At 44.3% G+C, this 25,193-nt stretch carries 25 protein-coding genes and 1 pseudogene; 15 read left to right on the top strand and 11 right to left on the bottom strand.

What is annotated here, in order from left to right; all coding sequences use genetic code 11:
- Position 1: 1 nt before the first annotated feature.
- The 4 genes from hcaB to FTU00_RS01620 all read left to right on the top strand — a co-directional run bounded on the left by hcaB (position 2) and on the right by FTU00_RS01620 (position 4,338).
- Positions 2-817 (top strand): 3-phenylpropionate-dihydrodiol/cinnamic acid-dihydrodiol dehydrogenase, encoded by an 816-nt coding sequence (gene hcaB / locus FTU00_RS01605; RefSeq protein ID WP_004781818.1) that lies wholly within the window; start codon positions 2-4, stop codon positions 815-817.
- Positions 818-883: 66 nt separating this feature from the next.
- Positions 884-1,849: a 3-carboxyethylcatechol 2,3-dioxygenase gene (locus tag FTU00_RS01610; protein WP_004781819.1), complete on the top strand. Its 966-nt coding sequence runs from the start codon at positions 884-886 to the stop codon at positions 1,847-1,849.
- Positions 1,850-1,853: 4 nt separating this feature from the next.
- Positions 1,854-3,083, top strand: coding sequence for a 3-phenylpropionate/cinnamic acid dioxygenase ferredoxin--NAD(+) reductase subunit (gene hcaD / locus FTU00_RS01615; protein WP_180178946.1), 1,230 nt, complete (start codon positions 1,854-1,856; stop codon positions 3,081-3,083).
- Positions 3,084-3,429: 346 nt separating this feature from the next.
- Positions 3,430-4,338: a DMT family transporter gene (locus FTU00_RS01620; protein ID WP_180178947.1), complete on the top strand. Its 909-nt coding sequence runs from the start codon at positions 3,430-3,432 to the stop codon at positions 4,336-4,338.
- A gap of 53 nt (positions 4,339-4,391) precedes the next feature.
- On the opposite strand, the gene FTU00_RS01625 is transcribed toward FTU00_RS01620, so the two are convergent.
- Positions 4,392-4,829 carry a GNAT family N-acetyltransferase gene (locus tag FTU00_RS01625; RefSeq protein ID WP_004781822.1) on the bottom strand — a complete coding sequence of 146 codons (438 nt, stop codon included), beginning with the start codon at positions 4,827-4,829 and terminating at the stop codon, positions 4,392-4,394.
- Between the two features lie 131 nt (positions 4,830-4,960).
- Between FTU00_RS01625 and FTU00_RS01630 the strand changes: the two genes are divergently transcribed.
- The 3 genes and pseudogenes from FTU00_RS01630 to FTU00_RS01640 form a co-directional block, all read left to right on the top strand.
- Entirely contained in the window at positions 4,961-5,899 is a 939-nt protein-coding gene (locus tag FTU00_RS01630; RefSeq protein ID WP_180178948.1) for a cation diffusion facilitator family transporter, read from the top strand.
- A gap of 411 nt (positions 5,900-6,310) precedes the next feature.
- On the top strand, positions 6,311-7,366 hold the full coding sequence (locus FTU00_RS01635) for an MBL fold metallo-hydrolase (protein WP_180178949.1): 1,056 nt from the start codon (positions 6,311-6,313) through the stop codon (positions 7,364-7,366).
- Positions 7,367-7,450: 84 nt separating this feature from the next.
- Positions 7,451-7,570, top strand: a pseudogene (locus FTU00_RS01640) (catalase-peroxidase 2); the annotation flags it as partial.
- Between the two features lie 145 nt (positions 7,571-7,715).
- On the opposite strand, the gene FTU00_RS01645 reads toward FTU00_RS01640, so the two are convergent.
- Positions 7,716-9,236 carry a catalase gene (locus tag FTU00_RS01645; RefSeq protein WP_004781832.1) on the bottom strand — a complete coding sequence of 507 codons (1,521 nt, stop codon included), beginning with the start codon at positions 9,234-9,236 and terminating at the stop codon, positions 7,716-7,718.
- Positions 9,237-9,873: 637 nt separating this feature from the next.
- On the opposite strand from FTU00_RS01645, the gene FTU00_RS01650 reads away from it, so the two are divergent.
- Positions 9,874-10,050 (top strand): hypothetical protein, encoded by a 177-nt coding sequence (locus tag FTU00_RS01650; protein ID WP_004781833.1) that lies wholly within the window; start codon positions 9,874-9,876, stop codon positions 10,048-10,050.
- Here the strand turns inward: FTU00_RS01650 and FTU00_RS01655 are convergent.
- The 3 genes from FTU00_RS01655 to FTU00_RS01665 form a co-directional block, all read right to left on the bottom strand.
- Positions 10,047-10,547 carry a hypothetical protein gene (locus FTU00_RS01655; RefSeq protein ID WP_166138117.1) on the bottom strand — a complete coding sequence of 167 codons (501 nt, stop codon included), beginning with the start codon at positions 10,545-10,547 and terminating at the stop codon, positions 10,047-10,049. The genes FTU00_RS01650 and FTU00_RS01655 overlap by 4 nt on opposite strands.
- Before the next feature lie 42 nt (positions 10,548-10,589).
- Positions 10,590-12,887 (bottom strand): phosphoenolpyruvate--protein phosphotransferase, encoded by a 2,298-nt coding sequence (gene ptsP / locus FTU00_RS01660; protein WP_180057641.1) that lies wholly within the window; start codon positions 12,885-12,887, stop codon positions 10,590-10,592.
- Between the two features lie 91 nt (positions 12,888-12,978).
- Positions 12,979-13,461 carry an RNA pyrophosphohydrolase gene (locus FTU00_RS01665; RefSeq protein ID WP_004781838.1) on the bottom strand — a complete coding sequence of 161 codons (483 nt, stop codon included), beginning with the start codon at positions 13,459-13,461 and terminating at the stop codon, positions 12,979-12,981.
- Between the two features lie 182 nt (positions 13,462-13,643).
- Here FTU00_RS01665 and FTU00_RS01670 point away from each other — a divergent pair, with 182 nt between their 5' ends.
- Complete coding sequence (locus tag FTU00_RS01670) at positions 13,644-14,294, top strand: HAD family phosphatase (RefSeq protein WP_034702389.1); 651 nt, start codon at positions 13,644-13,646, stop codon at positions 14,292-14,294.
- 156 nt (positions 14,295-14,450) lie between these two features.
- Positions 14,451-14,702: a DUF2789 domain-containing protein gene (locus FTU00_RS01675; RefSeq protein ID WP_005232362.1), complete on the top strand. Its 252-nt coding sequence runs from the start codon at positions 14,451-14,453 to the stop codon at positions 14,700-14,702.
- A 43-nt stretch (positions 14,703-14,745) separates the two neighbouring features.
- On the opposite strand, the gene ovoA is transcribed toward FTU00_RS01675, so the two are convergent.
- The 3 genes from ovoA to FTU00_RS01690 form a co-directional block, all read right to left on the bottom strand.
- Positions 14,746-16,869: a 5-histidylcysteine sulfoxide synthase gene (gene ovoA, locus FTU00_RS01680; protein ID WP_257229776.1), complete on the bottom strand. Its 2,124-nt coding sequence runs from the start codon at positions 16,867-16,869 to the stop codon at positions 14,746-14,748.
- 217 nt (positions 16,870-17,086) lie between these two features.
- Positions 17,087-17,956, bottom strand: coding sequence for a LysR family transcriptional regulator (locus tag FTU00_RS01685; protein WP_004781845.1), 870 nt, complete (start codon positions 17,954-17,956; stop codon positions 17,087-17,089).
- A 185-nt stretch (positions 17,957-18,141) separates the two neighbouring features.
- Positions 18,142-18,378, bottom strand: a complete 237-nt coding sequence (locus FTU00_RS01690) for a DUF2061 domain-containing protein (protein WP_159123642.1) — start codon at positions 18,376-18,378, stop codon at positions 18,142-18,144.
- A gap of 262 nt (positions 18,379-18,640) precedes the next feature.
- On the opposite strand from FTU00_RS01690, the gene leuC reads away from it, so the two are divergent.
- The 4 genes from leuC (at position 18,641) to leuB (ending at position 22,519) form a co-directional block, all read left to right on the top strand.
- Positions 18,641-20,074, top strand: coding sequence for a 3-isopropylmalate dehydratase large subunit (gene leuC, locus FTU00_RS01695; protein WP_004781848.1), 1,434 nt, complete (start codon positions 18,641-18,643; stop codon positions 20,072-20,074).
- 21 nt (positions 20,075-20,095) lie between these two features.
- Positions 20,096-20,746: a 3-isopropylmalate dehydratase small subunit gene (gene leuD / locus FTU00_RS01700; protein ID WP_005232352.1), complete on the top strand. Its 651-nt coding sequence runs from the start codon at positions 20,096-20,098 to the stop codon at positions 20,744-20,746.
- A gap of 88 nt (positions 20,747-20,834) precedes the next feature.
- Positions 20,835-21,398 carry a hypothetical protein gene (locus FTU00_RS01705; RefSeq protein WP_180178951.1) on the top strand — a complete coding sequence of 188 codons (564 nt, stop codon included), beginning with the start codon at positions 20,835-20,837 and terminating at the stop codon, positions 21,396-21,398.
- A gap of 41 nt (positions 21,399-21,439) precedes the next feature.
- A complete protein-coding gene (gene leuB / locus FTU00_RS01710; RefSeq protein ID WP_004781852.1) occupies positions 21,440-22,519 on the top strand; it encodes a 3-isopropylmalate dehydrogenase in 1,080 nt (359 codons plus the stop codon).
- A 66-nt stretch (positions 22,520-22,585) separates the two neighbouring features.
- On the opposite strand, the gene FTU00_RS01715 is transcribed toward leuB, so the two are convergent.
- From FTU00_RS01715 to infA, 3 genes are all read right to left on the bottom strand, one after another.
- Positions 22,586-22,999 carry a hypothetical protein gene (locus FTU00_RS01715; protein WP_180178952.1) on the bottom strand — a complete coding sequence of 138 codons (414 nt, stop codon included), beginning with the start codon at positions 22,997-22,999 and terminating at the stop codon, positions 22,586-22,588.
- A 182-nt stretch (positions 23,000-23,181) separates the two neighbouring features.
- Positions 23,182-23,577: a hypothetical protein gene (locus FTU00_RS01720; protein WP_180178953.1), complete on the bottom strand. Its 396-nt coding sequence runs from the start codon at positions 23,575-23,577 to the stop codon at positions 23,182-23,184.
- Between the two features lie 140 nt (positions 23,578-23,717).
- A complete protein-coding gene (gene infA, locus FTU00_RS01725) occupies positions 23,718-23,939 on the bottom strand; it encodes a translation initiation factor IF-1 (RefSeq protein WP_001284370.1) in 222 nt (73 codons plus the stop codon).
- Between the two features lie 231 nt (positions 23,940-24,170).
- On the opposite strand from infA, the gene FTU00_RS01730 reads away from it, so the two are divergent.
- Positions 24,171-25,178 carry an AraC family transcriptional regulator gene (locus FTU00_RS01730; protein ID WP_004781856.1) on the top strand — a complete coding sequence of 336 codons (1,008 nt, stop codon included), beginning with the start codon at positions 24,171-24,173 and terminating at the stop codon, positions 25,176-25,178.
- Positions 25,179-25,193 lie beyond the last annotated feature (15 nt).

The raw sequence follows: 25,193 nt of genomic DNA on the forward strand, positions 1-25,193 counted from the left end.
CATGGGTTGGCTACAAGGCGAAGTTGCACTGATCACTGGTGGTGGTTCAGGTCTCGGTTGGGCACTGGTAGAACGTTTCCTGGAAGAGGGTGCACAAGTGGCCGTTCTTCAACGTTCACAGTCTAAAGTCGATGCACTGAATGCACATTTTGGTGATCGCGTGCTGGCAATCGCAGGTGATGTGGCCAGCTATGAAGACAACGTCCGCGCTGTTAAAGCGACTGTAGAGCGTTACGGTAAACTCGACTGTTTCGTGGGTAATGCCGGTATCTGGGATCACTATGCCGATATCGTCAATACTTCAGGTGAGCAGCTGGAAAAAGCCTTTGATGAGATTATGGGGATTAATACCAAATCTCTGATCTTGGGTGCCAAAGCTGCACTTGATGAGCTCGTGAAATCTGAAGGTTCGATCATTTTTACACTGTCAAATTCTGCACTTTATTCTGCAGGTGGCGGTCCAGTTTACACAGCATCGAAACATGCCGGTGTAGGCATTATGAAAGAACTGGCTTACGAACTAGCGCCTAAAGTCCGAGTTAATGCCGTTGCGCCATCAGGTATGAATGTGAACATCAAAGGTGCTGCATCTTTGGGTCAGGAAAATCTTGGCCTGCTCGATGCACGTGATCCTGAGAAAATCGCCCGTGGCATGCCACTGAATTTCTTACCTGAGCCGGAAGATATGACAGGTTCATATGTGCTCTTGGCATCTCGTCAAAATAACCGTCCTTTGACTGGCGTTCTGATCAATGCAGAATGCGGTCTGGGTATTCGCGGCTTACGTCAGCCACGTGCCGGTTTCTTTGACGAATAAAAATCTAGTCTGAAATGGACTTTTCGGCAGCCTGTTCTTGGCTGCCTTCCTTTTAAGGAGTCTCTCATGGCCGTTAAACTTATTTGTGCGTCGCACAGTCCTTTAATGGAATTTGCTTCACCGCAGGAAAAACGCAAAGAACAGGCTGTTCGTGAAGCGTTTGAAAAACTGTCTGCTGAAGTAAAAGCTTACGACCCAACCCTGATCATTACCTTTGGTCCTGACCATTTCAATGGTTTCTTCTATGACCTGATGCCAAGCTTCTGTGTGGGCATTCGCGCGACTGCTGCAGGTGACTGGGACTATGGTAAAGACAATGCACACATTGATGTACCAGAAGACAAAGCACTGGGCTTAGTGCGTCGTGTACTCGATGAGGGCGTGGACGTTGCGTATTCTTACCGTATGCAAGCTGACCATGGTGTGACTCAGCCATTGCACTTCCTGTGCGACGGCAAACTTGATCGTTATCCAACGATTCCAATTTTCATTAATGGCGCTGCAGCACCGATGCCAACTACGAAGCGTACCATCGCTTTAGGCCGTGCTGTAGGTCAGTTCATCAAATCTCTGAACCTTGAAAATGAGCGTGTACTTGTCCTAGGTACAGGTGGTCTGTCACACGATCCACCAACTCCGCAAATGGGTTCTGTACCACCAGAAGTGGAAGAGTTCCTGATTGCAGGTCGTAACCCGACACCTGAAGCACGTAACGCGCGTCAGTCAAAAATTATTGCAGTGGGCCAGAAACTGGCAGCGGGCGATACCTCTGTTGCAGTTCCTCTGAATGCTGAATGGGATATCGCATTGCTTGAAAAATTCAAGAATGCCGACTTCGCTGCACTAGAAGCCATGACTGAAGCTGAAATCCGCCGTGATGGTGGCCGTGGTGGTCAGGAAGTTCGTTCGTGGATGGCGGCATTTGCTGCTTTAAGCGAAATGGGCGAGTACGAAATGACAACGCACTGTTATGAAGAAATCAGTGAATGGATTGCGGGCTTCGGCATCGTATCTGCAGAGTTAAAAGGTTAAAGACATGAGCAACATCGAAACCATCGTAATTGTAGGTGCTGGCCAGGCAGGTGCAAGCGCGATTTTAGAACTTCGTGGCAACAAATACGAAGGTAAAATCATTCTGATCGGTGATGAAACGCATCTTCCTTATGAGCGTCCACCACTGTCTAAAGACGTGATTCTAAAACCTGAAGAGACCAAGATTGAAATCCTGTCAGAAGAAAAACTGGCGGAACTTGGTGTAGAAACCATTCGTGGCAATGGCGTGAAAAAAATCAACGCTGAAGCGAAAACGGTTGAACTTCAAAATGGTGACGTTGTTGCTTATGACAAACTGTTGCTTGCTACAGGCGGCGCAGCTCGTCGTCTGCCGAACTTCGATGCGCTGGGTAAACATATTTATACGCTACGTAACCTAGAAGATTCACAAGCACTGGTTCCAGTATTGCAATCAGGCCGTCGTATTGTCCTGATTGGTGGTGGCGTGATCGGTCTGGAACTGGCTTCTTCAGCACGTTTCAAAGAGTGTCAGGTAACTGTGATCGAAATGGGTCCTATGGTGATGGGCCGCTGTTCACCTCGTATCCTGAGCGAATTCCTGCTTGAACAACAACGTTTGGCAGGGATCGACGTTCGTCTGGAAACCAAAATTGCAGATTGCAAACTGGATGGTGAAGAAGTGGTGATTACCCTTGAGGGTGGTGAAGAACTTCGCGCTGATGCTGTAGTTTATGGTATTGGTATCGTGCCAAATGCACAATTGGCTGTAGAAGCTGGCCTGGATGTTGATTTCGCGATTAAAGTAAATGAAAACTGTCAGACTTCAAATGCAGACATCTATGCAGCAGGTGATGTGGCAACTCAACTTCGTAATTGCGGTAACCACCGTCGTGTCGAAACCTGGGAAAATGCCAACCTGCAAGCAGGGATCTTTGCACGTCATGTGATGGGCGTTGAGCATCCGACACCTAACCCGGCATGGTTCTGGACAGATCAGTTGGACATCAATTATCAGTTCGTAGGTGACATGGCGGCTGCTGAATGGCAAGTTCGTGGTGAAATCAATCCAGAGCTTCGCGCTGAATCATCATTCGTGATGTTTGGTGTGACTGATGGCGTTATTGTCGGCGGTATTACGGTAAATGCGGCAAAAGAAATGCGTCACCTGAAAAAGCTGATCAGCAAGAATGCAGCGTTTGAAGCAGATAAATATTTAGATCTCAGCCAGGATCTTCGTAAACTTGTGAAATAACTTTGTTTTATTGATAAGTTTACAAAAGGGCAGACCTTGGGCAACTTGGGTCTGCTTTTTTATGAGTATTAAAAAATATTGAAAGATGTAGGGACTTGATTGTGATGAGCAGTTATCATGACCTTCAATTTTGATTCTACTTATATAAGTTATAGAGTAGGTGCTTTTACTTTTAAAAGATGAGCCATATATGGCGCAAGGTAACAAAAATCTTTTGAGCATTTGAGGCTACTTCCCTGTATCCCAAAAGCTCGAGCGGCATCCCTGCCACCATCAGTATTGTCGATTGTGGATTTGAACGAGAAGTTAGTTCAATTCTTTCTAAAAAAATTTAATTGAGTCTTTTATGAATTCAAATTCATCTCCCATGCTGGTGACGGCAAGTATTTATGCCTTGCTGGTGCTGATCTGGGCAGCAACGCCACTGGCGATTGTCTGGAGTATTGCTGAAGTTCATCCGATGTGGGTGCTGATTATTCGTTATTTCGGGGCTTCTGTGTTGGCTTTGGTGATCTTGGCAGCGATGCGTAATCCATTGCCCTTTGACCGAACCTCAATGATGAGCTATGTGGCAGGCAGCCTGAATCTGATTGGCGCGCAGTTATTTATCTACCTGGCTGCGAATTATTTGACCTCTGGCTTAATGGCCTTAATTTTCGGTTTCTCACCACTGGTTGCAGGTCTGATCGGGCATGTCATCCTGAAAACCAACCGTCTGATCTGGCTGCAATGGCTCGGTATGGCAGTTGCCGTCGGTGGTTTAAGTTTTGTCTTTGCGGAGTCAGCAGATAGTAAAGTGAATCCGTGGGGTGTGGTGCTAATGCTGATTAGCATGGTGTCTTATATCAGCTCGATTTTCTGGGTGAAGCAGATCAATGCACCGTTAAAACCAATGTCACAAGCAACGGGTTCTTTGATTGTTTCCTCATTGGGATCATTACTAATCATTCCTTTTATCTGGCAATCTTTCCCAACACAAATGCCAAGTATGCAGGCGCTATTCGGCTTTGGTTTTACCATGATCCTGTCTTCGATTGTGGCGATGCTGTGTTACTTCTGGCTGATTCGCCGTCTGGCTGCATCCACCGTATCCCTCAGCAATGTGATGACGCCAATCATTGCCCTGATTCTCGGTGCAACCCTGAATAACGAAGTGATCAGCAGTCATGCCTTTGCCGGAATTGCCGTGGTGATGTTCGGGATCGTGATGTACTTCTGGAAAGAATGGCGCGAGCAGTATTTTTCTAAATCTTAAAATAGATTGTTCAAGTTAAATTCAGACCTAAAAGGAAGCTTTGGCTTCCTTTTTTATTTTTGCAGTTTTAGATGCAGAATTGGGTAGGGATTACCTTCAGCATCGGTTTCTGAACGGCTGATCATCTCGAAACCATGTTTTAAATAGAAAGCAGTCGCATCAGGATTCTGCTCATTCACATCGACTTCAGTCACACCTAGAGCAAGCGCATGTTGTAATAACTGGCTGCCTATGCCTTTTCTAAATGCCGCAGGAGAGACAAACAGCATTTCCAGTTTGTTGCCTGCAATGCCCATAAAACCCAGAATCTGCTGCTGATGTTCCACATGGAACAATTGTACGTGGGTGAAATAATTATGATCAATAATCTGCTGACGGATCTTTAGGATCTGCGCGTCATTTAGGAAATGATGCGTAGCACGGACGGATTGTTCCCACAATTCTAGGAGCTGAGGATGCCGATCGGCAGAAGTATGGACAATTACAGGCATGAAGATTCCGATTAAAAATGAGAACAACAAAACAATAAACAATTTATCGCAGCAGTTTATTAAGATGCAAAGAGATAAAATGAAAAATCAAATAGATCCATCTGTTTGAGAAAAAATTAGGACAAATTTGAATGTCGTCTGAATCGAATAAAATTGTGGTATATGCAGCGCTGTTTGGTAATCTGGCAATCGCGCTGGTGAAATTTGTCGCAGCCTATATCACCAACAGTTCTGCCATGCTGAGTGAGGCGATTCACTCGGTTGTTGATACACTGAATGAAATTCTGCTGCTGTATGGTATGAAAAAGGCTGAGCAGCGTCCTGATGCCTTGCATCCTTTCGGCTATGGACGTGAACTGTACTTCTGGGCCTTTATCGTGGCCTTGATGGTCTTTGCTCTAGGTGCCATTGTGTCAATCTATCAGGGCATCCAGCACATTATTCATCCTGAAGAAATGCAGGATCCGATGATCAACTACGTGGTGCTCGGTATTGCCATTCTATGTGAAGGTTTTTCATGGTTTGTCGCATTGAAAACATTCCGAAAAATGAAAGGGAAAATGGGCTATTTTGAAGCCTTTAGACGCAGCAAAGACCCAACAACCTTTACCGTGTTATTTGAAGATACAGCTGCATTGATCGGTCTGTTTATTGCCTTGACCGGTATCTTCCTGGCACATCAACTGAATATTCCTGAGCTGGATGGCGCAGCTTCAATTCTGATTGGTGTTGTGCTGGCGGTATCGGCCTGGTTGCTGGCACGTGAAACCAAAGGTCTATTGCTGGGTGAAACAGCAGATCCTAGACTGCGTGAAAATGTGCTTAACATTGCCCAGCAGGATGCTGCGGTCTATAGCGCCAATGGGGTGCTGACTGAGCAGATGGGTGCGCATCAGGTGATTGCCTCCTTAAGTCTGGAATTTAAAGACGATCTTACTTCTGATGAAATCGAAGCGTGCGTCAACCGGATTGAAGCACAGATTAAACAGCTACACCCGGAAATCATTACCCTGTTTGTGAAACCTCAAACCAAAGCAGTATGGCTGGAACGGACCCAAGGTCGTATTTGAGGAAGTGAAGATTTCAGCAGATAACTTTCGTCGGATAGTCAGAAGGGCATTAAGCGTGATTACATGAATACGGGATAAAAATTTAGGTCATGAAATCATGTACAGTCAGGTATGGAGTGAGAATTATCGGATGAATATCGATCATTCTCCTGTCTTTTTAGAAAGCAGAATGGACACAAACTTGATCGCGAGTATTCATTTTTTTAGAAGCTTTTCATCGGTTTTGGTCTTTCCATTGGCTCGATGTTTTGCTAAAAATAACAAAAACATAAATGAATCTTAGGCACGTATTTCATACTATGCTGGAATACCGAAGTATATAAGTTTGTATGCGATTTAAAGAGATGCTCCGTTTGAAAATTCCAGGTGGATGCTGTCTTGCATATAACAAATAATAAATAGTGGATATTTATGCAAGATCTTTTCAAGACTAAAAAATTTCAGCTTGAGACTAAGTCCAGTTGGAAACATCTCTGGTCCAAGCCGGTATTTGATTATCTACATTCCGATCATTTTAATGGTGAGCGGTTTAAGAATCTGGAGCATCATTCGCTCGAGCAGAGTCGCTTTGACTTGTATAAATGGTTATTCACCAGAAAATCCAGAACTTGGGAAGTAAATCTGGAACAGGAACGTGCCGAGTTTTTTTCACGTCCGCGTGCCTTGCCACAAAATCGGCCGGAAGCCACTTTAGATGACTGGCAAATCTGGTTTATTGGGCATGCCACCGCTCTGATCCAGATCGGGCCGTATAATTTTCTGACTGATCCGGTCTGGTGTGAATATGCCAGTCCTTCTGCATCCCGAGGGCCACAGCGCGTCATTCCTGCTGGCATTGCCCTGGATGAGCTGCCGCATATTGATGCCGTATTGCTCAGCCATAACCATTATGATCATATGGATCTGGCGACCTTGGCCTGGCTGCATCAGACCTATCAAATGCCGATCTATACCGGCCTTGGTAATGGCTGGTACCTGCCTAAAGACTATAATGTCATTGAAATGGACTGGTGGGAAAATGCATTTTTTGAAGATATCCAGATTGTCTATTCGCCAGCACAGCACGCTTCAGGGCGTGGAATGCGCGATCAGAACTGTGCATTATGGGGTGGTTTTTCCTTATTGAATGGCAAGGATCATTGCTATTTTGCTGGGGATAGCGGCTATGCGCCGCATTTCAAGGAAATTCGCAAACGCCTTGGACCACCACGAATTGCGCTGTTGCCGATCGGTGCCTATGAACCGCGTGAACTGATGCGCAATATTCATATGAATCCGGAAGATGCTTTTCATGCCCATCAGGACTTAATGGCACGTTGTTCTATGGCCATTCATTATCGGACCTTCCAGCTCACCGATGAAGCACGTGACCAGCCTGAAAATGAATTGCAGCATATTATCCAGCATTCCTCCAAGCTGATTAACCCGTTTTACTGTATTCGTGAGGGCAAACGGATTATTGTCTAAGGGCTTAAGATCACTCCTGTATAACGATTGAGTCGTTAGCTAGCATATAGAGTAGCTCTCATTTGTATAGGATTAAATCCTATGCTGAAGGGTACAGGTGCCAATCGTGGTGGAAACAAGCATGGCATACTGACTGATCGGGTGGGTGTGTTGAGCAATGATTTCTTCGTGAATCTGATGGATATGAAAAAGATCTGGGTACCGGTAGAAGAACCTTTTTGAAATCCGTGACCGTCAAACACATGACCTGAAATGAACTGCAATTCATATTCCTAATGCTTTAATTTAACACCAATAAAAAAAACCACCCTCGGGTGGTTTTTTATTCGCTCAGTTCAAGCTAAAAAACTTAGAGAAAGCTTGGTAGGCCTTTAGCTGGATCAGTTGCTCGAGCCATCTGGGCATCAGCTACGCTCATCCCAAGAGCTTGAGCAATACCTTCACCATAGGCGGGATCACAGGCATAACAGTTACGGATATGACGGTACTTGATGAAATCAAGCGCATCACCCATTGCGGCTGCGGTATTATTAAATAGAGCCTGTTTCTGCTCATCATTCATCAGGTTGAACAGGGCACGTGGCTGGCTGAAGTAGTCATTATCATCTTTGCGATAATCCCAGAAATCTGCATCACCCGTGATTTTGAGGGGGGGCTCTCTGAATTCTGGCTGTTCCTGCCACTGGCTGAAACTGTTCGGCTCATAATGCGGCAATGAACCATAGTTGCCATCCATACGGCCCAAACCATCACGGTGATTTGAATGTACCGGGCAACGTGCGGCATTGACCGGAATCTGGGCATGATTCACACCTACACGGTAACGCGCTGCATCAGCATAATTGACCAAACGTGCCTGTAGCATGCGATCCGGTGAATAGCTGATACCTGGTACCAGATTGCTTGGCGCAAAAGCGGCTTGTTCTACGTCCTGGAAATAGTTTTCCGGATTACGGTTGAGTTCGAATTCACCTACTTCAATTAGTGGATAATCACCTTTCGGCCAGACTTTGGTCAGGTCAAACGGGTGATAAGGCACTTTCTCGGCATCTGTTTCAGGCATGATTTGAACGTACATTTTCCATTTCGGATAATCGCCACGTTCGATTGCATCAAACAGGTCGGTTTGACTGCTTTCACGGTCTTTAGCAATTAGCTCTGCTGCCTCAGCATCAGTCAGGTTTTTGATGCCTTGCTGGGTACGCATATGGAATTTTACCCAGAAGCGTTCATTTTGGGCATTAATAAAACTGTAGGTATGGCTACCGAAACCGTGCATATGACGGTAACCAGCCGGAATCCCACGATCCGACATCACAATGGTGACCTGATGTAGAGCTTCCGGCAATAAAGTCCAGAAATCCCAGTTATTGGTGGCGCTACGCTTATTGGTTTTCGGATCACGTTTTACTGCTTTGTTTAAGTCAGGAAATTTACGTGGATCACGCAGGAAGAATACCGGTGTATTGTTACCGACTAGGTCCCAGTTCCCTTCTTCGGTATAGAATTTCAGGGCAAAACCACGAATGTCACGTTCTGCATCAGCTGCACCGCGTTCACCAGCGACGGTCGAAAAACGGGCAAAGAGTTCGGTTTTTTTACCGACTTCCGAGAAAATTTTTGCACGGGTATATTCAGTAATGTCATTGGTTACGGTAAAGGTACCAAATGCACCTGAACCTTTTGCGTGCATACGGCGCTCAGGAATCACTTCACGAACAAAGTTAGCCAGTTTTTCATTCAGCCATAAATCTTGGGCCAGCAATGGGCCACGGCTACCTGCCGTCATACTGTTCTGGTTGTCGACTACAGGTGCGCCAGCTTCAGTAGTCAGATGGGTGACAGGGCACTTTTTCATATCTTGGCTCATATTTCTCTCCAAGCGTTGAGAATTTTATTCGTTATTCCAGCATTCAAAAAAATCATCTATAAGCGCAGGAATAACATTAGGGGCTTTATTTCCAACAGATTTTTAATTAAGTGAGTTGTTGAATTGGGTGTTTTGGCAATAAGTTTGGTTTTTCTGTAACTTCAGAAAATACTGCCTAAATGAATAAAAATTAAGTCATTGAAAATAAATAATCTAATTTGAACATAAGATATTTCTAGAAATGTGACAATGTTAAAATATGCAAATTTTTCACTCAGTTTAAAATGATTAAGTAAGAAAATCAGAATTTAAGATGTCTTCTCTAAGTCAGAAAAATGCTTCAATATCTCTTTTAGATTTCATTAGGTTTTATTAAATATTTATTAAGTTATTAATTTTATAAATATTTTTTAAATAGAAAGATTTAAGGATTAAAATTCAAGGATTAAACAGGTAGTTAAATCAGCATTCTCTTGCTCACAATTTTCTGATTTTTACAGCAAGAATATCTACCAAATTATCTATTTTCTGGAAAATATTTAAGTCCTGATCTGCTTGAAAATTGGCCAGTCGCCCTTATAATCATTTCACATCCCGAGCGGATCATTTCCTTAGTCCAAATTAAACAGAGAGCAAGATGGCAAAGAAAAAAGCTGTAGAGGCAGTCATGCCAAACTTCGTGGCCAAACATATGCATGAAGTCAATAAAAGCCAGGTTTTTGTAGACCGGAAGAAAAATGCAAAACGTGGTTATACCAAGCACAAACAAGGGCGATATCAACAAGATGATCGCCCTTTTTTATGGGCGGCTTAGGGCGGCCAGGAAGAAGTGGATCTGCTTTGGACAGGAGCTGACTTTAAGGGATTCTGGAGGGTATAGTGAAAAGATGAATTTCTTTTCGAAGAATGCGGTGAAGTCCGCCGGGTGGTTGAAGAAGCTTCTTCGGGAAACATATTTTGAAAAAAACGGGGCAGGGTCGCAGAACTCGAAGATCTATTTGGATCAGCATCAGCCATAGGCCGGGTTTGCTGAAAACTGGCAAATTTTCCTAGCTGTTGCCGATACAGTTTTGCGGCAATGACCGATGGATCATTCTTGCCTAAACGCCGTTGCTGGGTACGAGAAATTTCAATTCCCCATAAGGGACAGGCTTTAGGACGTTCAGTTTCACGGATATACTGATGACTGGTACTTGTGTTATTACGACCACGAGAAGATGTATATCTGGATTTTTGCGAACGTAAGGCCGGTGCAACAATAATAAAATAAAACGCTGCAGCCAGCATAAGCAGGATAAGCACAAATTCCATAAGTACCTCGACAGATGCAGAGGAACCTGGAAAAGTTCCTCCTTAAGCGCTGACCATACGGGTGGTGGATTTCACCATATCTCCTAAACCATGTGTTCTAAAATAATGCTCCATCCAGCTTTTTACCATGAGTGGATTGTCCAGTTTTAGTACATGTTTGAGTAATTCCTGTGCATCAGGCATCGGTACATGACAAATCGTTTTTCGGACTCTCAAAATATTGCTAGAACTCATGGACAGGGTATTGAATCCCATGGCCATTAATAGTACGGCCGATAGAGGATCACCGGCCATTTCACCACAGATACTGATCGGTTTGTTATTACGGTGACAATCCTCTACCAGACGGGTCAGGGCACGCAGGATCGCTGGATGTAAGTGTGAATAGACATTGGCCACACGTGGATTATTCCGGTCTACAGCAAGTAAATATTGGGTCAAATCGTTAGAACCGACCGAGAAGAAATCGACCAGTTCAGAAAATTCATCAATCTGATGCAGTACGCTTGGTACTTCGACCATAATTCCGATTTGTGGCTTAGTAATCTTCACCTGTTCTTCTTCCTGAACGGCATGATGATCACGCTCTAATAGATACAGCGCTTCTTCAACTTCACTGACACTGGTCACCATCGGCAACAGGATATGCAGATTGTTCAGGCCAATACTGGCTTTTAGCATGGCGCGAATCTGTGAAGAAAAGATTTCAGGATGATCCAGCGTGAAACGAATTCCGCGCCAGCCCAATGCTGAATTTTCTTCCTCAATCGAGAAATATGGCAGGTCTTTATCTGCACCAATATCCAGCGTTCGCATGACTACCGGTTTATTGGCAAAGTGACTCAGTTGCTGCCGGTAAATGGCACGTTGTTCCTCTTCTCCCGGGAAGCGGTCACGTAGCATGAACGGGATTTCCGAACGGTATAGGCCAACACCTTTGGCACCACGCTGTACACCACGAACCACATCAATCATCAGGCCGGTATTTACAAACAGACGTACAGCGGTACCATCTGGCGTAATTGCATCTTTGGTCTCGTATTGACGTAGATCTTTGGCAATCTGTTCTTCTTCTTTCTGAATTTCTTTATAGCGGGTACGCAGACGACGTGGTGGATTGATAAAGATACGGCCCTGATGCGCATCGACAATCATCTCGACGTCATCCAGGGTATTGATTGGCAGTTCAGTCACACCCACGACAGTCGGAATACCGAGTGCGCGTGCCACAATCACCATGTGCGAATTCATGGCACCTTCAGTGGTGACAATCGCGGCAATCTTATCAACAGGCAGTTCCACCAGTGCAGCCGTTGAAATTTCTTCACCAATCAGGATACTTTCATCTGTCAGTTCGCGATGGCTTTCATCGGCTTCCTGCAACTTGGCCAGAATACGACGTCCCAGATCTTTTAGATCAGCGACACGTTCACGCAGGTAATCATCCTCCATCTGGGCAAACTGCGCCACATGGTTATCAATCACGATGCGAACCGCACCTTGTGCCCAGTGACCATCACGAATCAGTGCTTTAATCTCCGATGGGAGGGCATTTTCATCCAGCATACGCAGGAACACACTGAACAAAGCACGTTCTTCGGCCATCAGCGCATCCTGCATCTTGTCATCCAGGAACTGAATTTCTTCACGTACCGAATTTAAGGCATTATCCAGCAAAGCCAGTTCTTCGCTAATATCATCCGCTTCACGATCCGGAACAGCGCCCAGATCTGCAGGTGGATAAAGCACAATGGCACGGCCGAGTGCGATACCGCCAGAACCCGATACGCCTTGGAAGGTTTTATATGCCGGTAAATTATTTGGCTTGCGGAATACATCAATATTACCGACTGCGTGAGCGTGAGCGATTACGCCCGAAAGCTGGGCACATAGCGTAACCAGGAATGATTCAGCCGCTTCACTAAAATCCTGGGATTCTTTATTTTGGACCACCAGTACGCCCATGACCTTACGGCGGTACATGACCGGAACGCCCAGAAAGGAATTATAAATTTCTTCGCCCGTTTCCGGTAAATACAGGAAACGATCATGCTTAGGGGCATTGTCGAGGTTAACGATTTCCTCACGCTGACCCACCAGACCTACCAGACCTTCACCAGTATGTAAAGAGACGTGACCAACAGCTTCAGGTTTCAGGCCTTTAGATGCCATCAACAGATAGCGCTGGTTGCGTTCATCGAGCAGATAAATGGAGCAGACATCCACATGCATGGCCTCGGCCACCTGATTGACCATAATATCGAGTGATTCATGCAAACTGGCAGACGCATTAATCTCTTGGACAATGCGTCTCAGGGTATCCAGTTGCATATTCGACATGGGAGCTGCTCCGTATTTTTTTAGAAGTCCGGTAATTTAGTTTATTTATAACAATAGCCGAGCAAAAAATCTGCACATGCACGCGATTTTTTTAAGGTTTTTGTTGTGGTAATTGCTGACAGAGTTCAATCATGGCCTTGCGATAAACATCGCGTTTAAAATTCACCACTTGGCCTAATGGATACCAGTAACTGACCCATTGCCATTGATCAAATTCGGGCGGATCGGACAGATCAAGTTGAATGTTCTGTACGGGCGCCGTCAGTTTGAGTAAAAACCACTTCTGTTTTTGACCGATACATACCGGATCTGAATCCGTGCGAATGTATCGATACGGCAAACGATAACGCAACCATCCTTTGGTCTGCGCGATAATCTGGACGTGTTCAGGCAGTAAGCCAACTTCTTCTCTCAGCTCACGATAAAGTGCCTGCTCAGGGGTTTCTCCATATTGGATACCTCCTTGTGGAAATTGCCATGCATTATGACCAATGCGTTTTGCCCATAAAACCTGTCCAGCATCGTTTGCCAAAATGATCCCGACATTCGGTCGGAAACCTTCTGAGTCGATCATTTGGCTACCTAAAATTGTTTAATTTATGCCTTTGCTTTCGGGGAATATTATTTCTTTATCCAACTCGAAAAAAAGCAAAGTTTAAAAATGTTAAAATTGCTATGATCTTAACGAATTTCTATCGACTAGCGGAGATAGATTTACAATTTTTTTCTTAAATTTCAGTTTTTACGAGTATTTTCATGAAATTGGCGCTATTTGATCTCGATCACACCCTGTTAAACACCGATTCGGATCATTCCTGGGGGGAATTCCTGGTCAATGAAGGCCTGGTGGATCCCGTTCATCACCGCGCCATGAATGACAAGTTCTATGAGGACTATAAAAAGGGTCAACTGGATCCCTATGCCTATAATGAATTTGTGTTCCAGTTTTTGACCCAACATGACCATGATTATCTGACCGAATTACATCAACTGTTCATGCAAAAAGTCATTCGCCCACAGATGCGTCCGGAAGGTTTTAAAGCGATTCAGCGCCATAAAGATGCAGGGCATGAAATTGTAGGCATTACTGCAACTTCGGACTTTATTACTGCACCGATTTTCCGTGAGTTTGGGATTACTGAAATTATTGCCACCAATGCTGAAGTCGTTGATGGTAAATATACCGGTAAGGTGACCAATATTGCCTGCTATCAACAAGGTAAACTGACCCGTCTGGAACAATGGCTGGCAGGTCGTGACGTGACCGAGTCTTGGGCCTATTCAGATTCAATCAATGACCGTTTTCTGCTGGAACATGCAGATCATGCCATTGCTGTGAATCCGGATGATCGTCTGGAAGCATTGGCCAAAGAACAGGGCTGGGAAATTCAGGACTGGTCGATTTAAGCAATTCTTTTGATTTAATCAGGCACAACTTCGGTTGTGCTTTTTTATAAGCAGAATAGGGTACTTTTTGACATGCCCGTTGCTGAATAAACATGCTATGCTCAGAATAAATAAAGCAAGTCGACAATAACGATAGCAAGCGCTGAGGTAATGAAAATGACCCAAGTTAGACCGCGTATGACTCATCTATTTGCACAGTTAGGTCTGGATTCGAGTGCAGAAGGGATTGCCCAATTTATTCATGAGCATCAATTACCCAAAGATGTAAACCTGATGGAGGCGCCGTATTGGTCAGATGCACAGCGCCAGTTCCTGGCTGAAAAAATTGCTTCAGATGGAGAATGGGCCATTGTGGTGGATCAGCTCAATGAATCTCTGCATGAAGATGCTACCAGCGGGATTGAATAGTGAACAAAAAGCCAATCAACTGATTGGCTTTTTCATTTTGGAATTATCGTACCCTTTTCCATAAAGTTATTTGGGACAGGGTATGTTGATATTTACGCGCTGTTTCTCGGATCACAAAAGGCATATCCACAGGTTCGTCCAGCATTTCAAAATGTGGACTTAGCAAAGCTTTGATACCCTCTAAGGTACTCAGGTTTTCTCCCGCCTGCTTAAATCCGCCGATCCATTCACTGCGTGCTGTATGTTCTTCCAGCCAGGTATAAGGTGAGGCCAGCATCAAAATGCCGCCTATATTCAGGCGATTATGAATCTCACTTAGAAAAGCTTTAGGATGATGCAGACGATCAATCAGGTTAGCTGCCAGAATAAAATCATAATCTTTAAGCTGCGGTTTCAGGTTGCAGGCATCGCCCTGATAAAACTCGACCTTATTGGCAACCTGTTCAAGTCCAAGTTCTGCCAGTGAGCAGGATTTATATTCCACCAGTTCACCTTCAACAGGAATGCTATAGCGCAGGGTCTCTCCTTGCGCCAGCACCACACCTTGCTGAATAAAACGGGCTGAAAAGTCTAAACCTGTGACCTGATCAAAATCTTGGGCCAGTTCAAAGCTGGCGCGTCCGGTGGCACAACCGATATCCAGCGCTTTATGACACGGAATGTTTTGAAAATAAGGACGGGCCAGTTGAATGAGGCTTTGGGCAAAGTTTGGAACAGCAAAATATTCCGCCCCATACTGGAATTCCAGATATTGGGAAATCAGCTGATCACTTTCATATTGAGAGTGAAACTGCGGTGATGTCTCTTCCGCGGCAACATAGCGAAAACCGGCATGCTGGAAAAAATGTCGCCGGAACGCATAGCGTGAACTGTGCAGGGCTTCATTACCGGCTGAAATCCAGGAACCGCCTTTAATCAGATGATGTTGGCCATCGAAGGTTGGGGTACTAAAATCATCATAGAAAGGATGGACTTGAAAGCCTTCGAAAGGATAAATCGGGGTCTCGGTCCATTGCCAGACATTGCCCTGAACATCATAAAAATCGCCATGCTGAAAATGATCCACCGGAAAAGAGTTAGGGCCATATTTTAATTCAATATTGGCTTGCTCAGGACTTGGTAATTTTGGATCCAGTCCTGAAACTGCATACAATCGATACCATTCATCCTCAGTGGGCAGACGAATGGATTCTCCGGTCTGTGTTGATTTCCAGTTACAGAAAGCTTTGGCTTCATGATAATTCACTTCGACTGGCCAGTCCCAAGGCATTGGAACTTCTTCCAGCATCAGTCTTAAGGACCAACCCAGTTCCGTTTTGACCCAGAAGGTAGGATGTGTGGCTTGAGAAAATGCTAACCATTGCTGGCCCTCTTCAGTCCAGTAGTCAGCTGTCTGATAACCTTCTGCTTCAACAAAGGCTAAAAACTCCTGATTGGACACCAGATATTTAGAGGCTTCGAATTCTGCAATTTCGGCATGATGGTGGCCGTATTCATTGTCCCAGCCATAAAAAGCATGTTCGAAATTTTTATGTAAATTGACCTGACCTGCGGGTACCTTTATCAGACTATTTTCAGGCGCAATACCGGTAATGACATTGGCACGCCACTGCGGATGATTCTGTACATAACGTAACTGATGCTGGCGAATTAAAACTGAAGAGGTTTCCAGATGAATCCGTTCATGCTCAATGCCCATGATGATGGTCCACCAGGGATTGTGCCAGTTCAGTGGAAGTTGTAGCGGCGCATGTTCTATCACTTTCAAGACCAGGGCACGCACCTGATGCCGGTAATCACGTACCGCCTGAATGCTAGGCCAGTGATAGTTCTGTTCATCCAGATCATCCCAGCTCATTTCATCTACACCAATCGCGAAGATACTTTCCAGATGCGGATTTAAACGTTCCGGGATCAGTTGAGCCAGCAACAGCTTATTGATAAAAAAAGTGGCAGTATGACCAAAATAAAAGATCAGTGGATGACGTAAGGCAATCGGTTTGTCATAAAAGGCTTCTTCATTTTTCAGACAGTCAAACAGTTGCTCATAGGTGTCAAAGGTATTTAGAAAATAATCACGTAATACGGCACGCGCTGTCGGTTCATCTTCAAAATCAAGGTTGGGAGTCGGGTGTAGCGTTGGTTTAAGCGGTTTCCATAAACCCATTTCTTCGAGCAGGTCATGAGAAGAAGATAATAAAGTTTTGGAATCAGAAGATTTGATCTGCATTCTGTGCTTCCTTGAATACGTTTTAATTTTTCATCTTCAGGAAAATGAATTTGATACTTTTAAAAGTACTTGAAAGGAAGCAACTGATGCGATGTATTTAGGTAACAAAATGCTGCATCGATATCGATGCAGCAGAGAAATGTGAAAATTAATTTTAAATTGACGGGCCTTGCATCAGTTGAACCAATGCTTCAGCCGCCTTCGATTGAGTACGACCCGGATGCCAGACCATACCGAGCTGACGGTTCATTTCCAGATTCAGATCCAGTTCTTGCAGGTCATGGTTGACCAGGGTTTTGGGCAAGACTGACCAGCCTAAACCAATCGAAACCAGCATCCGGATGGATTCAAGCGGGTTATTGCTCATGGTCGTTTTCGGCTTGATGCCCTGCTTTTCAAACTCGGCCATCGTAATCTGCGTAGTATAGGTCTGCGCAGAAGGCAGCAGGCTTGGGTAATTCACCAGATCTTCAAGAGACAGGTTTTTTTGCTGAGCCAGTGGATGGAATGGTGCGACCACAAAAACCAGAGGATCATTCCAGATAGTGACATATTTTAGGCGTTCATCACCATGCGGTGGCAAGGTCAGGAAAGCCAGTTCCAGATCACCAGCAATGACCTGTTCATGCGCCTGTTCAGAATCTACAAAATGTACATCTAGCGTCACATTTGGATATTGCTGTACATATTCACGCAGATGGCTCGGTAAATGATGCAGGCCAATATGATGGCTGGTGCCAATTTTCAGTTTGCCTTGGACCTGACCTTGTTCATGACTCAGGGTGTAGTGAATATCACCCAACTCGTTCAGCCAGTTTTTTACCTTAGGCAGCAGGGAATGTGCCGCATGAGTGGCCTGAACACCACGGCCCGCAGATTCAAATAATTTCACCCCAAAATATTCTTCCAGACTGTGAATACGTTTGGTCACAGCCGGTTGGGTAATAAAAAGCTGATCTGCAGCCAAAGAAATCGAACCTGTTTCCATGACTTTTACAAAGGCTTCAAAAGCTGCGAGATTCATCTTGATCACCTATAAAGTTTTTTTATGCTTAAGTTTATTATTGTAATAATTTAAGAATAAATCAAAGTAAAAATATAGAACTATTGGTTTAATGTTGAATTAATACACATTTTTAAATGTTTTATTTTATGTCATAAAAAAAGCCACCGAGGGTAGGTGGCTCAAAGAGGAAGATCGACAAAAAATTATGCGGTGATTTCCTCATCCTGTTGCTGGCTTTTTGCTTCCCAGATTTTCTCGTGGAAGAAGAAAGCAACTGCCTGTACAGTCGGTTCTAATAAACTCAAGGCAATCGCCATGGTTAAACTGCCTGTGACAAAATAGCCCACTAACATCGCGACAGTGATGTGCATGATGTAATAGCTAAATGTCTTTTTGAACATGCGCTGATTGTTGTCTACGAAACGTTGAATATGTGCCATGTGGATCTTCCTCAAAACAAATGATCTGTGCCGATGAGGAAATAATAATAATTCTCATTTAATTTGTAAAAACGAATATTTTTAATAAAAAGATCGGAAAATTAGATTTATAAAAAGAGAGCTAAACCATGATTTAATTTAAGTTTTAAAAGATTCCAAAAAGTTTTTTAACTAATAAAAATGATAAATTAGATTTATGTGAATGCAGCGATATAATCAAAATTAGCGAAAGAATTTACCCAGTCCAGTGGAGCACATCGACATGGCAGGCGAGACCCAAACAGCAAAAACATTATACGATAAGTTATGGGATGACCATTTAGTAAAACAACGAGATGATGGTTCAGCTCTACTTTATATCGACCGTCATTTATTGCATGAAGTGACTTCGCCACAAGCCTTTGAAGGCTTGCAACTTGCTGGCCGTAAGCCATGGCGTTTAAGTGCCAATATTGCGACACCTGACCATAACGTACCGACCTCTAAAAAAGAGCGTGAGCAGGGCGTGGCTGGGATTGAAGATGATACTTCACGTATCCAGGTACAAACCCTGGATGATAACTGTAAGACGTTCGATATTGTTGAATTTGATATTAACGATATTCGTCAAGGCATCGCGCACGTTGTTGGTCCTGAGCAAGGCTTAACCTTGCCAGGTATGACCGTTGTATGTGGTGACTCACATACTGCAACACATGGTGCATTTGGCTGCTTGGCACACGGGATTGGAACATCAGAAGTTGAACATGTATTGGCAACCCAATGCCTGGTTCAGAAGAAAATGAAAAATATGTTGGTACGCGTTGACGGTAAATTGGGTCAAGGCGTAACACCGAAAGATGTGGTTTTAGCCATTATCGGTAAAATCGGAACTGCAGGCGGTACAGGTCACGCGATTGAATTTGGTGGTCAGGTGTTCCGTGACATGTCGATTGAAGGCCGTATGACCGTGTGTAACATGGCAATCGAAGCGGGTGCACGTGTCGGTATGGTCGCAGTCGATGAAAAAACCATTGAGTATGTTAAAGACCGTCCATATGCACCGAAAGGCGAGCAATGGGATCAGGCGGTTGCGTACTGGAATACTTTGCACTCCGACGAAGGTGCTCACTTCGATACAGTTGTAGTGTTACAAGGTGAAGAGATTGAACCGCAAGTGTCTTGGGGGACTTCTCCTGAGATGGTGATTCCGGTGTCTCAAGCGGTTCCAACTTTGGAACAGGCCAAAGATGATGTACAGCGCAATGACTGGAACCGTGCTTATCAATATATGGGCTTAACTGCAGGTCAGCCTTTAGCAGATATTCAGTTAGACCGTGTATTCATCGGTTCTTGCACCAACTCACGTATCGAAGATATTCGTGCTGCGGCTGAAGTAATCAAAGGCCGTAAAGTGGCTTCTAGCATTAAGCAGGCCATGGTCGTTCCGGGTTCGGGTTTAGTGAAACAGCAGGCAGAATCTGAAGGTTTGGACAAAGTCTTTATCGAAGCTGGTTTTGAATGGCGTGAACCAGGCTGTTCTATGTGCTTGGCAATGAATGCTGACAAGTTGCAGCCAGGCGAACATTGTGCCTCAACTTCAAACCGTAACTTTGAAGGTCGTCAGGGTAATGGCGGTCGTACCCACTTGGTGAGTCCAGCCATGGCGGCGGCGGCAGCGATTGCCGGTCACTTTGTTGATGTCCGTTCATTTTAATTGGTACGCAGGAGCAGAAATATGAAAGCTTATACCGTTGAACAAGGTATTGTTGCACCCTTAGACCGTGCCAATGTCGATACAGATTTAATTATTCCAAAACAGTTTTTGAAATCGATCAAACGTACCGGTTTCGGTGAAAACCTGTTTGATGAATTGCGTTATTTGGATGAAGGTTATCCGGGTCAGGATAACTCGGTTCGTCCGATTAACCCGGACTTCGTGTTAAACCAGCCACGTTATCAAGGTGCATCCATCTTAATTTCTCGTGCTAACTTTGGTTGCGGTTCAAGCCGTGAGCATGCGCCGTGGGCATTAAATGAATACGGTTTCCGTACTGTGATTGCGCCAAGCTTTGCTGATATTTTCTTTAATAACTGTTTTAAAAATGGCATGTTGCCGGTAATTTTGCCGGAAGAAACGGTTGATCAGTTATTTAAGGAATGTGCAGCAGCTGAAGGTTATCAGTTAACGATTGATCTGGAAGCGCAGGAAGTTCGTACACCAAATGGCGAAAGTTTCAAGTTTGAAGTGGACCCATTCCGTAAGCATTGTTTGTTAAATGGTTTGGATGATATTGGCTTAACTTTGCAGGCAGCAGATGATATTCGTGCCTACGAAGAAAAAACCAAACAATCACGCCCATGGGTATTTGCTGAAATTCATTCATAAAACAGCAAAAATTGTCATGGCATGACTGCGAAGGCCTTGCTAATATCAGAAGATTATTAATTTTTTTTGATAGGTTAATACAGACATCATGGCAACGTATTGGAAACAGTGGCTTGCTCTAAGTGCAGTATCAGTGCTGATGACCGCGTGTCAGAGCATTGATACCTTCAAACTTAAACATGCCAAAGAAGATGCAGAAAGCAAATCCAATGCCTTGATTTATTGTGTAGGCACACCGGATTGTCAGTTTGAACGTTTAGATCGGACCATGATTGTGGATGAGGCCACCAAGCGAATCAGCCCAGAAGCGCTGGATCAGCGTCTGGTTCGTTTGCAGGCCAAAAACCTGAAACAGGATAATCCGATTTATTTATCTGTACCGGAAGGGCAGCATGAACTGGTGGTGCGTTTCTATCCGATTAGCAAGGATAAGGCTGAGACCTTGCATCTGTTCCAGCAGTTTAAGGCGAATAAACGCTATACCCTGAAAATGTTCCGTGACCGAAATGCACGTAGCACCAGTTTATTAAATGCCTCTGCACCTGATCCATTGTGTGTGGACCTGTTGCAAGAGCAGAAAGTGATTCGTCGTTTTTGCAAACCTTATAATGTCATCAATGGCATTGCAGAGTTTGTAGAAAAAAAAATTTAACCTAGTCAGGTGGATGCCTGACCTTATAAATGGAAAAGCTCATGTCTAAACAAATTTTGATTTTAGCTGGTGACGGTATTGGCCCTGAGATTGTAAAAGCCGCAGAACAGGTGCTTACACGAGTTAATGAAAAATTCAATCTGGGTTTAACATGGGAACAAGGTCTGTTGGGCGGTGCTGCGATTGATGCACACGGTTCACCTTATCCAGACGTAACGTCTGAACAGGCGAAAAAAGCAGACGCGATTCTGCTCGGTGCTGTAGGCGGTCCAAAGTGGGATACGATTGAGCGTTCAATCCGTCCAGAACGTGGCCTGTTAAAACTACGTAGTGAATTGAATCTGTTTGCGAACTTGCGTCCAGCAATTCTTTATCCGCAATTGGCTGATGCCTCTAGCTTGAAACCGGAAATCGTCTCTGGTCTGGATATCCTGATCGTACGTGAATTGACTGGTGGTATTTACTTCGGTCAACCACGCGGGATTCGTGAACTGGAAAATGGCGAAAAACAAGGTTTCAATACTGACGTTTATGCAGAGTCTGAAATCAAACGTATTGCCAAAGTTGCGTTCGAACTTGCTGGCCTGCGTGGTGGTAAAGTATGTTCAGTCGATAAAGCCAACGTGCTTGAAGTGACTGAGCTTTGGAAACAAACCGTGACTGCACTGAAAGAAGAGCAATATCCAGACATTAACCTGTCTCATATGTATGTAGACAATGCTGCGATGCAGTTAGTACGTGCGCCTAAGCAGTTTGATGTAATTGTGACTTCAAACCTGTTTGGTGACATTCTGTCTGATGAAGCTGCAATGCTGACTGGTTCAATCGGTATGTTGCCATCAGCATCATTGGATGAAAATGGTAAGGGTATGTATGAACCTTGCCATGGTTCTGCACCAGACATCGCAGGTCAAAACCTGGCAAACCCATTGGCAACCATTCTGTCTGTAGCCATGATGCTGCGTTATACCTTCCGTGAAGAAGCAGCCGCAAAAGCCATCGAGGATGCAGTAGGGAATGTTCTAGACCAAGGTCTGCGTACTGCTGACATCATGTCCGAAGGCATGACTAAAGTGGGTACGGTGGAAATGGGTCAGGCAGTGGTAACTGCATTGAACTGAGTTACTCATTAGTTCCACGTAAAAAAAACGCAGCTTTGAGCTGCGTTTTTTTATGACTGTTTTTGATTAACAGGTTTGACCCGTAAGGCTGACAGAAGTTGCAATATTGTCTTTGAGTAAAAAGGTAATCTTGCATTGCAAATTCACATCATAACCTGATGTAGGACTCACAGTGACTGGAACCGGAACTGTGCCCGTACCTGCTGCCGGAAACTGGGCAATCGGTAAGGGAACGGTCACAGGACGTTCCACAACATAGCTGAGCTGCTGGGAACTGAGTTCAGGCTCACTGATTTGCTGATAACCCAAACGTTTCAGATCTAAATTGCGATCAATATACTGGCTGCTCTGACCAATAAATTGCTGTAAATAAGCTTCACGGTCGGTCTGGCTGATCGTGGGTGTTTGTGCACACCCTGACAGACCGAGCAACAGGATGCTCAAGCCCAATACCAGAGAAGTACCTTTGCTTAACAACATCACATTACTCCTACTCAAGGAACGCTTAAAAACAGTGTAATAGCAAAGTGTGAGAGGAACTGTTGTAATTTATTATTAGGCAAGACAGGATCAATCAGCCAGTTAGCTGTAGCTGTCAAATTCAAGACAACTTAGAACGCTCTTATATCCACTTTAAAATGAATAAAACGCAAAAATAAGTCTTAACAGGCACGTCCGCTATATTGCACGGATTGAGCAATCCCTTGTTCTAGTTGAAAATGAATCTGGCAGGGCATTTCAACCTGATAACCCGGGCCGGGTGCAGTTGCGAGTCGTACAGGGGCACCTATACTGACACTTTGCTGAATGGCCGGTGTTCCCAGCGGAAGTTCAATGGTGCGAAGTACAGTATAACTCAGACGTTTTTCCGTTTGTACAGGTGCTTTTGAGGTCTTAAAACCGAGTGCAGTTAAATCCAGATCCTTGCGAATTGATTCTGCAGATTTGCCAATATATTGCTGTAGTTGCTGATCTAGTTGTCGTGATTTTATCGAACTTGTAGTGGCGCAGGCACTCAGGCTGATTCCTAGGATCAGAGAAAGCAAGATTTTTTGCATGAATGATTCACTGTTTTTATTAGAGGAAAAATAGAAATTATTATCTTCGAATGCAGTATAGGGAATGTGCAGGGGAATTGATATAAAAGAAAAGACAATAAAAAAGCCACTGGATGAGTGGCTTTTGCTTCCGCTAAAACTTAGCGCGCACGGTATGTGATACGACCCTTAGTCAAATCATAAGGAGTCATTTCGACCTTCACGCTATCGCCAGTCAAAATACGAATATAGTGTTTACGCATTTTACCAGAAATATGGGCAATTACTTCGTGACCGTTTTCTAAACGTACACGGAACATAGTATTAGGAAGCGTCTCGGTGACAACGCCTTCGAACTCGATGAGTTCCTCTTTATTGGCCATAGCCTACCTGAATGAATAAATTGGAAAGGCGCAAATTATAGTCAATTTTTTCGCAAAACACAAGGTGTAACGGGCGTTAGACTGATCATCTGTCAGTAAAATAAGCGAAGTGTGAGTTTAAACTTTTTAACTAAAAAGCGTGTGGTATCTGTTGTCAGTTTGGTCAATCACAGTTAATCTAATTTCAATCTTTTTAAGTATAAATGAAGTACATACAAGGAAGGTTTTTGAGTGAGTCAGCTAACGGATGCATCAGTCGTATTGCGTTTAGGCTATCAGGCGATTCGTCGTGCAGGTTTGCCAACAGAAGAACTTCTGACAAAAGCAGGAGTCGCTTTAAATCAGGTGGAGACCAATGATCGTACTCCGCTCAGTGCTCAGTATGCCTTCTGGGTTGCCGCAGAAGAGGTCAGTAAGGACCCGGATATCGGATTGCATCTGGGTGAACATTTGCCGCTCTATCGCGGACAGGTGATCGAGCATCTGTTTATTTCATCAGAGAATTTTGGTGAAGGCTTGAAACGTGCACTGGCTTATCAGCGTCTGATCAGTGATGCCTTTCATGCCAAGCTGGTGGTCGAAGACGATCGCTGCTATCTGACCAATGGTGAGCAGCCTTTCGCTGAAAGTCTGGTCAATCGTCACTTTACCGAATGTGCAATGTCAGGTGTGTTGCGTTTCTTTAAATTTATTACTGAAGGTCGCTTTGAACCGATCTATATCGATTTCAATTTTTCCAAAGGCGCGGCAGATGAAGAATATTTCCGGGTCTATGAATGCCCGGTAAGTCTGGGGCAGAAAGAAACCCGTTTGTATTTTGATCCAAGCATTCTTGATTTCCCGCTTTGGCAGGCAGAACCGGAACTGTTGCAGCTACATGAACAGCTGGCAATTGAAAAATTACAGGAACTGGCTCGTTACGATTTAGTCGGGGAAGTACGTCGTGCAATCGGTTCTACTTTAGAAAGTGGTGAAACGACTTTGGAAACTGTAGCCGCTCAACTGAATATTACCCCACGCCGTTTACGTACCCAGCTCAGTGAGGCTAATACCAGTTTCCAGCAGATTCTGTCCGATTATCGCTGTCGTCTGGCTAAACGTTTATTGGCGAGTACCAATGAAAGTGTAGAACGTATCGTTTATCTGACTGGATTCTCGGAGCCAAGTACTTTTTACCGTGCGTTTAAACGCTGGACCAATGAAACACCGGTTGAATATCGAAAGCGGAAACAGCGTTAATCTTTAAAATCTAAA

Source organism: Acinetobacter sp. YH12041, from assembly GCF_013419975.1.
Lineage (GTDB): Bacteria > Pseudomonadota > Gammaproteobacteria > Pseudomonadales > Moraxellaceae > Acinetobacter.

Bases quoted from the DNA above. Each gene is read 5' to 3' on its own strand.
- hcaB (WP_004781818.1), top strand. From the start codon at position 2: ATGGGTTGGCTACAAGGCGAAGTTGCACTGATCACTGGTGGTGGTTCA.
- FTU00_RS01610 (WP_004781819.1), top strand. From the start codon at position 884: ATGGCCGTTAAACTTATTTGTGCGTCGCACAGTCCTTTAATGGAATTT.
- hcaD (WP_180178946.1), top strand. From the start codon at position 1,854: ATGAGCAACATCGAAACCATCGTAATTGTAGGTGCTGGCCAGGCAGGT.
- FTU00_RS01620 (WP_180178947.1), top strand. From the start codon at position 3,430: ATGAATTCAAATTCATCTCCCATGCTGGTGACGGCAAGTATTTATGCC.
- FTU00_RS01625 (WP_004781822.1), bottom strand. From the start codon at position 4,829: ATGCCTGTAATTGTCCATACTTCTGCCGATCGGCATCCTCAGCTCCTA.
- FTU00_RS01630 (WP_180178948.1), top strand. From the start codon at position 4,961: ATGTCGTCTGAATCGAATAAAATTGTGGTATATGCAGCGCTGTTTGGT.
- FTU00_RS01635 (WP_180178949.1), top strand. From the start codon at position 6,311: ATGCAAGATCTTTTCAAGACTAAAAAATTTCAGCTTGAGACTAAGTCC.
- FTU00_RS01645 (WP_004781832.1), bottom strand. From the start codon at position 9,236: ATGAGCCAAGATATGAAAAAGTGCCCTGTCACCCATCTGACTACTGAA.
- FTU00_RS01650 (WP_004781833.1), top strand. From the start codon at position 9,874: ATGGCAAAGAAAAAAGCTGTAGAGGCAGTCATGCCAAACTTCGTGGCC.
- FTU00_RS01655 (WP_166138117.1), bottom strand. From the start codon at position 10,547: ATGGAATTTGTGCTTATCCTGCTTATGCTGGCTGCAGCGTTTTATTTT.
- ptsP (WP_180057641.1), bottom strand. From the start codon at position 12,887: ATGTCGAATATGCAACTGGATACCCTGAGACGCATTGTCCAAGAGATT.
- FTU00_RS01665 (WP_004781838.1), bottom strand. From the start codon at position 13,461: ATGATCGACTCAGAAGGTTTCCGACCGAATGTCGGGATCATTTTGGCA.
- FTU00_RS01670 (WP_034702389.1), top strand. From the start codon at position 13,644: ATGAAATTGGCGCTATTTGATCTCGATCACACCCTGTTAAACACCGAT.
- FTU00_RS01675 (WP_005232362.1), top strand. From the start codon at position 14,451: ATGACCCAAGTTAGACCGCGTATGACTCATCTATTTGCACAGTTAGGT.
- ovoA (WP_257229776.1), bottom strand. From the start codon at position 16,869: ATGGGTTTATGGAAACCGCTTAAACCAACGCTACACCCGACTCCCAAC.
- FTU00_RS01685 (WP_004781845.1), bottom strand. From the start codon at position 17,956: ATGAATCTCGCAGCTTTTGAAGCCTTTGTAAAAGTCATGGAAACAGGT.
- FTU00_RS01690 (WP_159123642.1), bottom strand. From the start codon at position 18,378: ATGGCACATATTCAACGTTTCGTAGACAACAATCAGCGCATGTTCAAA.
- leuC (WP_004781848.1), top strand. From the start codon at position 18,641: ATGGCAGGCGAGACCCAAACAGCAAAAACATTATACGATAAGTTATGG.
- leuD (WP_005232352.1), top strand. From the start codon at position 20,096: ATGAAAGCTTATACCGTTGAACAAGGTATTGTTGCACCCTTAGACCGT.
- FTU00_RS01705 (WP_180178951.1), top strand. From the start codon at position 20,835: ATGGCAACGTATTGGAAACAGTGGCTTGCTCTAAGTGCAGTATCAGTG.
- leuB (WP_004781852.1), top strand. From the start codon at position 21,440: ATGTCTAAACAAATTTTGATTTTAGCTGGTGACGGTATTGGCCCTGAG.
- FTU00_RS01715 (WP_180178952.1), bottom strand. From the start codon at position 22,999: ATGTTGTTAAGCAAAGGTACTTCTCTGGTATTGGGCTTGAGCATCCTG.
- FTU00_RS01720 (WP_180178953.1), bottom strand. From the start codon at position 23,577: ATGCAAAAAATCTTGCTTTCTCTGATCCTAGGAATCAGCCTGAGTGCC.
- infA (WP_001284370.1), bottom strand. From the start codon at position 23,939: ATGGCCAATAAAGAGGAACTCATCGAGTTCGAAGGCGTTGTCACCGAG.